This is a genomic window from Yersinia sp. LJYL362, from assembly GCF_048323875.1.
In genome coordinates this window covers 1-9,046 of record NZ_JBLWEX010000049.1, presented here as the reverse complement: position 1 = coordinate 9,046, position 9,046 = coordinate 1, and the positions used below count along the sequence as shown (strand labels likewise).

Genomic DNA, 9,046 nt, shown 5'->3' with positions numbered 1-9,046 from the left:
TCAAAGAAGCGGTGCTGCAACCGGCAACTCAAGAAGAGATAGACAACACTGTCGCAGTAATGGGTGGCGAAGATTGGCAGATGTGGATTGATGCACTGCTGGAAGCTGGCGTGTTGGCCGAAGGCGCGCAAACCACGGCGTTCACCTATCTGGGCGAAAAAATCACCCATGATATCTATTGGAACGGCTCTATTGGCGCGGCCAAGAAGGACTTGGATCAAAAAGTTCTGGCGATCCGCGATAGCTTGTCTGCTCATGGCGGCGGCGATGCGCGTGTTTCAGTGTTGAAAGCGGTGGTCACTCAAGCCAGCTCTGCAATTCCAATGATGCCACTGTATCTGTCACTGTTATTCAAAGTGATGAAAGAGAAAGGCACTCATGAGGGTTGTATCGAGCAGGTTTATTCACTGTATAAAGATAGCCTGTGTGGTAGCGCGCCACATATGGACCAGGAAGGTCGTCTGCGTGCAGATTACAAAGAACTGGATCCTGAAGTTCAAAACCAGGTACAGCAGTTATGGGATCAGGTGACCAACGACAATATTTACCAGTTGACCGATTTCACCGGCTATAAAACCGAGTTCTTAAATCTGTTCGGTTTCGCCATCGACGGTGTGGACTATGAAGCAGATGTTAACCCTGCGGTGAAGATCCCTAATTTGATTCAGGGCTAAACTCAGGTTTATATCGCAACAACCCACTGTGTATGATGCAGTGGGTTGTTAATCTACAGACCGCCCCCTCTCGTTATTCCATCTGGATATAACATCTCCATATCCTATATATAGATAATGGATAAGCTAAGTCTATATTCTTCGTTTACGGAGAACCCAATAGCCTGCAACCTTGTGAATAAATTCCTCTTTAGAATCTGAATTAATATTTATTCCACAGGGAAATGATGATGAAAATACGTTCGCTGGCAATAGCCTTATCTGGTTTAATTATTTTAACCTCATTGAATGCCCACAGTGAGGAGAAGAAAGTGATTAAATTAGGATTTAATCCTGGCCCCTATAAAGAGCAATTTGAGAAAGGCGTAGCACCTTATCTCATCAAGAAAGGCTATAGCGTCGAATATAAAGACTTCAATGATGGAATTCAGGTCAATAACGCCGTCAGTACTGGTGAAATTGATGGCAACATCATGCAGCATCCCATTTATCTACAAGCGATAAATGAGCGCTTACGAATTGATAATACAGGGATTGTTCAGGTTCCAACCCCACCAATGGGTCTCTATTCTAATAAGCATAAAAAAGAAGATAAGCCTAAAGATGGTGCATGGATTTCGGTCCCAAATCAGCCCTCAAACGAATACCGGGCAGCGCTGTTACTGCAATCTATTGGCTGGATAAAGCTGAAAGAGAAAATTGATCCGGCCACCTTCTCGCAAAAAGATATTGCAGAAAATCCTTATCATTTAGTCATCAAAGAAATGGATAACGCTCAACAAGTCAGAGCATTACCTGATGTCGATTACGGTGCTATCCAAGGCAATTTTGCGGTTTCTAATGGAATAAAACTGACTTCTGCCCTGCAACTTGAAAAACCCACCACTCAGTTTGTTAATGTGGTGACCGTTGCCGGTAAAAATAAAGATGCCGAGTTCGCCAAAGATATTATTGCAGGATATCACTCTCCTGAATTCAAAAAATATATTCTGGAAAACGAGAAGTACACAGGTTATATGCTGCCTGATTATCTAAACTAATGGAATAACAGATGATTGAGCTTCAGCATATTTCTAAAACCTTTGAACGTAAAGGTATAAAACTACAGGCACTTAGTGATGTTAATTTAACCGTCGAGGATGGCGATATATTTGGCATCATTGGTTACAGCGGTGCAGGGAAAAGTACCTTATTGCGGATGGTCAATTCACTGGAAAGCCCAACGGCCGGAAATGTCATTATTGATGGCAAGAACCTGCATGATTTCAGCCAAGAGCAACTCCGGTTATTGAAAAAAAATATTGGCATGATATTCCAGAACTTTAATTTACTGGAATCAAAGACTGTTTTTAAAAACGTCGCGATGCCACTTATTTTATTAGGGAAAAACAAAAAATTCATTCAGGTACGTGTCGCTGAACTGTTGGATTTTGTCGGGCTGGGGGATAAAAGTCACAGTTTTCCTAACGAATTATCAGGCGGGCAGAAGCAACGGGTCGGTATTGCCCGTGCGCTGGCAACCAACCCCTCTATTCTGCTGTGTGATGAGGCCACCTCATCGTTAGACCCCCAAACTACCGCTCAGATCTTGTTATTACTGAAGAAAATAAATCAGCAATACAATATTACGGTTTTACTGATTACTCATGAAATGTCAGTTATTCAAAAAATCTGTAATAAGGTGGCGGTCATGGAAAACGGCCAGGTGATTGAGCAAGGTTCAGTATTGACAGTTTTTGGTCATCCAACGCACCCCACAACCATTAATTTTGTTCGTACCGTCATCAAGGACAGTTTGCCAGAAAGTGTAAGGAAATTATTGGATAGCAGCCATGCTGGCCGACAATTCCGTTTAGCATTTGTCGGGGCGATAGCCACACAACCGGTCATCAACCAGCTAATTAGGAAATACGATATTGGCGTCAATATTCTGTTTGCCAACATGTCAGAAATACAAGACACCACATTGGGCCATATGGTGCTGTTATTAACTGGCGAGAATCACACCATTGATAGTGCCGTTAATGACTTGGCAGGAACAGGAATTGATATACAGGAAATAAACTGATGATCGAAACAGCAATTACATTAGACCAATTCGTCCAGGCGCTACACGACACCTTGGTTATGGTCAGTATTTCATTGGTGATAGGTTCCCTTATTGGTATTCCCTTAGGCATTTTACTGGTAGTGACCCGGCCTGGCGGATTAATTAAGAACCGCACTTTTTATAATATTCTTAATCCCATTATCAATATCATCCGATCACTGCCTTTTATTATTTTGATGGTCGCTATTATCCCGCTCACCCGTCTTATTGTGAATACCACCATAGGAACACCGGGGGCGATTGTACCGCTGATTATTTTTATCGCGCCGTATATTGGCCGCTTGGTGGAAAACTCTCTGCTGGATGTTAATCCCGGGATTATGGAAGCGGCGAAATCAATGGGAGCCACTCCATTACAAGCCATTTGGTATTTTTTACTGCCCGAAGCACTGTCATCTTTAATATTGGCGCTGACCACGGCCACCATTGGTTTGATTGGTGCGACCGCCATGGCGGGCACCGTCGGCGGCGGCGGGATTGGTGATTTAGCCATTACTTATGGTTATCAGCGCTTTGATACTTTCGTCACTGTGACCACGGCCATTGTATTGATTATCACCGTGCAGTTAATCCAATCACTGGGAAATTTATTTGCCAGTAAAATTCGCCGTGAGTCATAAATAAAACTGAGGTTAATGATAAACCCAGTGGCAAGCCAGGTGTGTGAAGGGGCGACTGCTCCTAGGGGCGCTTCGGTCGCTTACGCGACTACGACCCCAACGGAACATTTCCCCTTCAATCGACTTAGCCAGCATTCTTAACCCCTTCTGATATTCAAAAGGGGTTAAGTTTTTTTGGCATAACAGCAATATATACCCTAAATAATTCGAGTTGCAGGAAGGCGGCAAGCGAGATACAAATCGGTCGGGAACCGATTTGAACAGCATTTATGCTGCCCGCAGGGTGAGCCTCAGGGATGAGGCTCAGTAATCCCGATGAGCTTACATAAGTAAGTGATTCGGGTTATTGAGCGTAGCCAACGCACATGCAGCTTGAAGTATGACGGGTATAAAAGATAAACCCCCTTTTTTCGGCCCGATGCAGTTATAATCGCTGCATGTAAGCTATCTCTCACGGAGACGACAAATTTTGACTATCAGAAATTTTAACTATCACATGACTCATTTCGTCATCAGTGCTCCGGATATTCGCCATCTGCCACGTGATGAAGGTATTGAAGTGGCATTTGCTGGCCGCTCAAATGCAGGTAAATCGAGTGCTCTCAATACATTAACGGGTCAGAAAGGTCTGGCCAGAACCAGTAAAACGCCGGGCCGTACTCAGCTGATTAACTTATTTGAAGTGGTTGAGGGTGTGCGTCTGGTCGACTTGCCGGGTTATGGCTATGCCGAAGTCCCGGAAGAGATGAAACTCAAGTGGCAACGCGCACTAGGAGAGTATTTACAGAAACGTAACTGCCTGAAAGGATTGGTTGTGTTAATGGATATTCGTCATCCGCTAAAAGATTTGGACCAGCAGATGATTACCTGGGCAGTCGCTGTGGGTACCCCGGTTATGTTGTTGCTGACCAAAGCAGATAAACTGGCATCTGGCGCTCGCAAAGCCCAACTGAACATGGTGCGGGAAGCTATCATTCCATTTATGGGTGATATTCAGGTTGAAGCGTTTTCATCATTGAAAAAGATAGGTGTCGATAAATTACGCGAAAAACTGGATACCTGGTTCAGCGAAATTCCGCCAGAAGTCATGATTGACGAGTATGACGACGAAGAAGGCGAGTAATTGATGGTAAAAGCAGCCCGTAAGGGCTGTTACTTCAGGAGATGATGCTCAGATCTCCGCTTCAGGTTTCTCTGATCCCCGCAACGACGCTTTCCTTCAGCCAATATTTCGCCCATTCTCTGGCCTATTTTCTGACAAAAAACCAATAAAAAACGCCCCAGTCAATAAATGACTGGGGCGGCTAATATACAGCCAAATCCGATTACGTGAAGTAAAAGGTCTGAAAGATAGAACATCTTACCTCTGTACCCTACATCTGTAACTCTACATCATTTTTTCGCAAGGCAAAAGAATTTTTTGTTGTATAGTTACACAAATTGGCACGATTCAGCGCGCATCACCCCCGCATTATCGCGCCTAAATGTAGCTTAATTACATAAAATGCTTTATTTATCACCACTTACCCATACAACTAATGAGCTTGATCCCAGTTATAACCCACACCAACATCAACTTTTAATGGCACGGCCAGTTGCATGCTTTGTTCCATCAGTTCGCGGATCTTCTGTTCAGCGCTTTCCAGCACACTCTCATGCACTTCAAAGACTAATTCATCGTGTACTTGCATAATGACCCGCACCAAAGGCTCAGGCTCTTGCTGTAACCAGGCATCCACCGCAATCATTGCACGCTTAATAATATCAGCAGCGGTCCCTTGCATCGGCGCATTGATAGCTTCACGTTCAGCCGCTTTACGGCGAGTTGCATTCCGTGAGTGAATATCAGGTAGATAGAGACGACGGCCATCCAGAGTCGTGACATAACCTTGTTCGGCGGCTTGTTTGCGGGTGCGCTCCATATATTCCAACACACCTGGATAGCGCTCAAAATAGAGATCCATATAGCGCTGAGCTTCCCCACGAGGAATATTTAGCTGCCGCGCCAAACCAAACGCACTCATGCCATAAATCAGACCAAAGTTGATAGCTTTCGCACTGCGACGTTGCTCATTTGTGACTTTTTCCAGTGGCAAACCAAAGACTTCAGCCGCAGTCGCACGGTGGATATCCTTGCCAGCAGCAAATGCTGCCAATAACCCTTTATCCTGCGACAAATGAGCCATGATACGCAATTCAATCTGTGAATAGTCAGCCGCCATGATGCGGTAGCCTTCTGGCGCAATAAAGGCCTGACGTATACGACGCCCCTCTTCATTTCGTACCGGAATGTTTTGCAAGTTAGGATCACGGGAAGATAAGCGCCCGGTGGCAGTAACAGCCTGATGATAAGAGGTATGGACACGCCCAGAAACCGGGTTAATCATCAATGGCAGTTTATCGGTATAAGTACTTTTCAGCTTCGCCAAGCCCCGATACTCGAGAATAACCTTCGGCAGAGGGTAATCCAGCGCCAACTCGGCCAGCACCTCTTCGTTAGTTGAAGCAGCGCCACCAGGGGTTTTCTTCAAGATAGGCAGTTTTTGTTTTTCATACAAAATGACTTGTAACTGCTTTGGTGAGGCGAGATTAAAAGGCTCTTCAGCCAATTCGTGCGCTTGTTTCTCTAACTCATCAAGACGAATAGTCAGTTCTTTGGAGTGCGCCGCCAATATATTCTGGTCAATCAATACGCCAGTTCGCTCGATACGGGACAAAATAGGCAGCAGCGGCATCTCAATCTCTTGGAATACCCGCTTTAGACCCTCACTTTGCTGTAATTTTGGCCACAACACTAAATGCAACTGTAGGGTAACATCCGCATCTTCTGCCGCATAAGGCCCAGCTTGCTCTAACGCAATTTGGTTGAAGGTGAGTTGGTTTTTACCTTTACCGGCGATCTCTTCGAAAGTAATGGTCTTATGGTTGAGATAGCGCTCCGCCAGGCTATCCATATCATGTCTGCCGGCAACACTGTCTAAAACATAAGATTCCAACATGGTATCAAAAGCAATACCACGCAGATCAATGCCATAACGTGCCAGCATGCTTTGGTCAAACTTAAGATTCTGACCAACTTTCAGTGCCTTATCATCTTCTAGTAAGGGTTTAAGCTGGGCCAGAACCCAATCCCTATCAAGCTGAGCAGGGGCATCCAAATAATCATGCGCTAATGGCAGGTAAGCTGCTTCACCCGGTGCCACGGCAAAAGAGAGGCCAATTAAATTACTGCTGAGGGTATCAAGGCCGTCAGTTTCAGTATCAAAAGCGAAAACCTCTGCCTTTTTAAGCCGCTCAATCCAGTCGCTTAAAGATTTCTCATCCAAGATAGTCTGATAATTTTCTTGTGAGAGCACGGCGGACACTTCAGCCACAGGTGCAGACTCTGGTGCTGCAAAAGCTTTATTGCTTGCCTGCGCTGTTGGCCTATCTTTTTTACTATCCAGCCATTTGCCAGCCTCTACATCCGCGAGCCAGCGCTTAAACTCATAACGACTGAATAATTGATGTAACTGATCATCATCCGGTGCGGAGACGTTCAACTCATCACACGTTATATCCAGTTCAACATCTGTTTTAATCGTGGCTAATTTATAGGAGAGATAGGCAACATCTTTATTCTGCTCTAATTTGGCAGACATCGTTTTTGCACCACGGAATGTCAGCGTGGGTATCTTATCCAAATTACTGAATAACGAGTCCAATCCACCCAGACCTTGCAATAAAGCCTGCGCCGTTTTCTCACCAACACCCGGCACTCCCGGAATATTATCAGAGGAGTCACCCATCAGGGCGAGAAAATCAATAATCAGTTCAGGAGGAACGCCATATTTTTCGCACACTTCCTGTGGCCCTAAAATAGCATTATTCATTGTATTGATAAGAGTTATATTTGGCGTAACTAATTGCGCCATATCTTTATCACCGGTACTGATTAATACGGCATGACCTGCTTTTTCAGCCTCTTGTGCCAAAGTACCAATAACATCGTCAGCCTCAACACCGGAAACAACCAATAAAGGCAACCCCATAGCCTTAACCATTTGGTGAAGTGGCTCTATTTGAGCGCGCAAATCATCGGGCATCGGTGGGCGATGAGACTTATATTCCGCAAAAAGCTCATCGCGAAATGTTTTACCTTTGGCATCAAAAACCACAGCGACATGGCTTGGTCGGTATTGCAGCAACAGACTGCGCAACATGTTCAACACGCCATACATCGCGCCCGTTGGCTCACCTTTGCTGTTGGTTAGCGGCGGAAAGGCATGGTAAGCACGATAGAGGTAAGAGGAACCGTCTACGAGGATTAATGGGTTTTCTGCAATCTGGGCCATAGAGTTTCTTCATCTTTATTCAGCAAGGTCTGACGCTAAGAATGCCATAGCTAGCAGCAAGAGACGAATTTTAGCGTCCATTCTTGTGCGAGAGAGAGCATTTTTACATTGTGATCTTAAAGATCTAACCTGTGGATAACTTTGTGAGTAAAAGCATGAGCAGATTATATCTTTTTGCTTTTTTTTCGTGGGGTAATATTTTAAATGATAACAATCAGTTAGTTATGATAATTTATTTCTTATTTTATTGTCATTATTTCGTTATCTAAATTGTGGATATTACTTATTCAGTTACCATCGTAAGGCCTGTAAATTTTACTTATCGTAAATTTATCGGCGCAGATTTTTTTATTCCCTCGCGCAAACTCATCTTTATCTTTTTTGTACCTTAAATATTGGCGATTACCTATCACTGAAATAGATAAACCAATCAAAAACAACATTAAGACTAATAAGTATCGGCATTCGGTAGAGTGGCTATCACATTAGATAACATGATGTTTTTATAGTGGGATAGAAACAGATTTGAAGTATGCGGATATTTGATAACGGAAAGAGGGGCTAATAAAATCCAGCCCCTCTTTTTATACAATTACTTCTGAGTCAGCAGAAACTTAACGACATCTGCATACTGTTTAACATAGGTATCCATTGAGCTGGTATCCATGCCATCATTCTTAATCATATATTTGCCATTAACAAACATCGCTGGTACACCACGTAGTTGTAAATCTTCAGCGGCTTTTTGCTGCTGAACAACCAGTGATTTAACCACAAAGCTGTTTAATGCTGCATCATAATCTTCGCCACTCACACCCGCTTTGATAAAGACGTTACGGATATCATCCGGGGTTTGTACCGTTTGTGTTTTCTGTACACCTTCAAACATCAATGGCGTGATTTTCTCTTCAACACCCAATGCCATAGCAACAGCCCATGCTTGAGAAAGTTGCTTGCCCAATGGGCCAAGGAACTCAACATGGTAACGAGTCATTTTAGTCCCTTCCGGCAGTGCTTTCTTTACCGCCTGAGGAACATGGTAAACCTCTTCAAACTGGTAGCAGTGCGGGCAATAGAAAGAGAAAAACTCTAAAACTTGAGGCTCACCGGTTACCGGTTTGTTTAACGTCTGGTACTGGGTACCATCAGTAAATTGTGCAGCCGATGCACTGAATGCCATCACCATGCCAACGAGTGCTAACCATACATTTTTCATACTATAAGAATCTCCATTATCTTAGCTTTAGTACATTGGCATCAGCTGCAAAGGGGGTGCCTGCAACAGCTTAACCTGTTCTGTAAATGATG

General features: G+C 44.1%; 6 protein-coding genes and 1 pseudogene. 5 read left to right on the top strand and 2 right to left on the bottom strand.

The genetic code is table 11. The annotated features are described in order from the left end of the window. The 5 genes and pseudogenes from ACNSO8_RS02020 to yihA all read left to right on the top strand — a co-directional run. A pseudogene (locus ACNSO8_RS02020) lies at positions 1-674 on the top strand (bifunctional NADH-specific enoyl-ACP reductase/trans-2-enoyl-CoA reductase); the annotation flags it as partial. A 230-nt stretch (positions 675-904) separates the two neighbouring features. Next, a complete protein-coding gene (locus tag ACNSO8_RS02015) occupies positions 905-1,714 on the top strand; it encodes a MetQ/NlpA family ABC transporter substrate-binding protein (RefSeq protein WP_418393668.1) in 810 nt (269 codons plus the stop codon). An 11-nt stretch (positions 1,715-1,725) separates the two neighbouring features. Next, positions 1,726-2,742 (top strand): methionine ABC transporter ATP-binding protein, encoded by a 1,017-nt coding sequence (locus ACNSO8_RS02010; RefSeq protein WP_418393667.1) that lies wholly within the window; start codon positions 1,726-1,728, stop codon positions 2,740-2,742. After that, complete coding sequence (locus ACNSO8_RS02005) at positions 2,742-3,404, top strand: methionine ABC transporter permease (protein ID WP_418393666.1); 663 nt, start codon at positions 2,742-2,744, stop codon at positions 3,402-3,404. The genes ACNSO8_RS02010 and ACNSO8_RS02005 overlap by 1 nt, the downstream gene beginning before the upstream one ends. A gap of 469 nt (positions 3,405-3,873) precedes the next feature. Continuing rightward, a complete protein-coding gene (gene yihA, locus ACNSO8_RS02000) occupies positions 3,874-4,527 on the top strand; it encodes a ribosome biogenesis GTP-binding protein YihA/YsxC (RefSeq protein ID WP_418393665.1) in 654 nt (217 codons plus the stop codon). Positions 4,528-4,939: 412 nt separating this feature from the next. On the opposite strand, the gene polA is transcribed toward yihA, so the two are convergent. Both polA and dsbA read right to left on the bottom strand, forming a co-directional pair. Then, positions 4,940-7,738: a DNA polymerase I gene (gene polA / locus ACNSO8_RS01995; RefSeq protein ID WP_418393664.1), complete on the bottom strand. Its 2,799-nt coding sequence runs from the start codon at positions 7,736-7,738 to the stop codon at positions 4,940-4,942. 592 nt (positions 7,739-8,330) lie between these two features. Next, the gene (dsbA, locus tag ACNSO8_RS01990; RefSeq protein ID WP_418393663.1) at positions 8,331-8,954 is read right to left on the bottom strand and encodes a thiol:disulfide interchange protein DsbA; all 624 of its coding nucleotides are present in this window, start codon (positions 8,952-8,954) and stop codon (positions 8,331-8,333) included. Positions 8,955-9,046 lie beyond the last annotated feature (92 nt).

Excerpts from the sequence above, each read along its gene's own strand:
- ACNSO8_RS02010 (WP_418393667.1), top strand. The coding sequence starts at position 1,726 with ATGATTGAGCTTCAGCATATTTCTAAAACCTTTGAACGTAAAGGTATA.
- dsbA (WP_418393663.1), bottom strand. The coding sequence starts at position 8,954 with ATGAAAAATGTATGGTTAGCACTCGTTGGCATGGTGATGGCATTCAGT.
- polA (WP_418393664.1), bottom strand. The coding sequence starts at position 7,738 with ATGGCCCAGATTGCAGAAAACCCATTAATCCTCGTAGACGGTTCCTCT.
- ACNSO8_RS02005 (WP_418393666.1), top strand. The coding sequence starts at position 2,742 with ATGATCGAAACAGCAATTACATTAGACCAATTCGTCCAGGCGCTACAC.
- ACNSO8_RS02015 (WP_418393668.1), top strand. The coding sequence starts at position 905 with ATGAAAATACGTTCGCTGGCAATAGCCTTATCTGGTTTAATTATTTTA.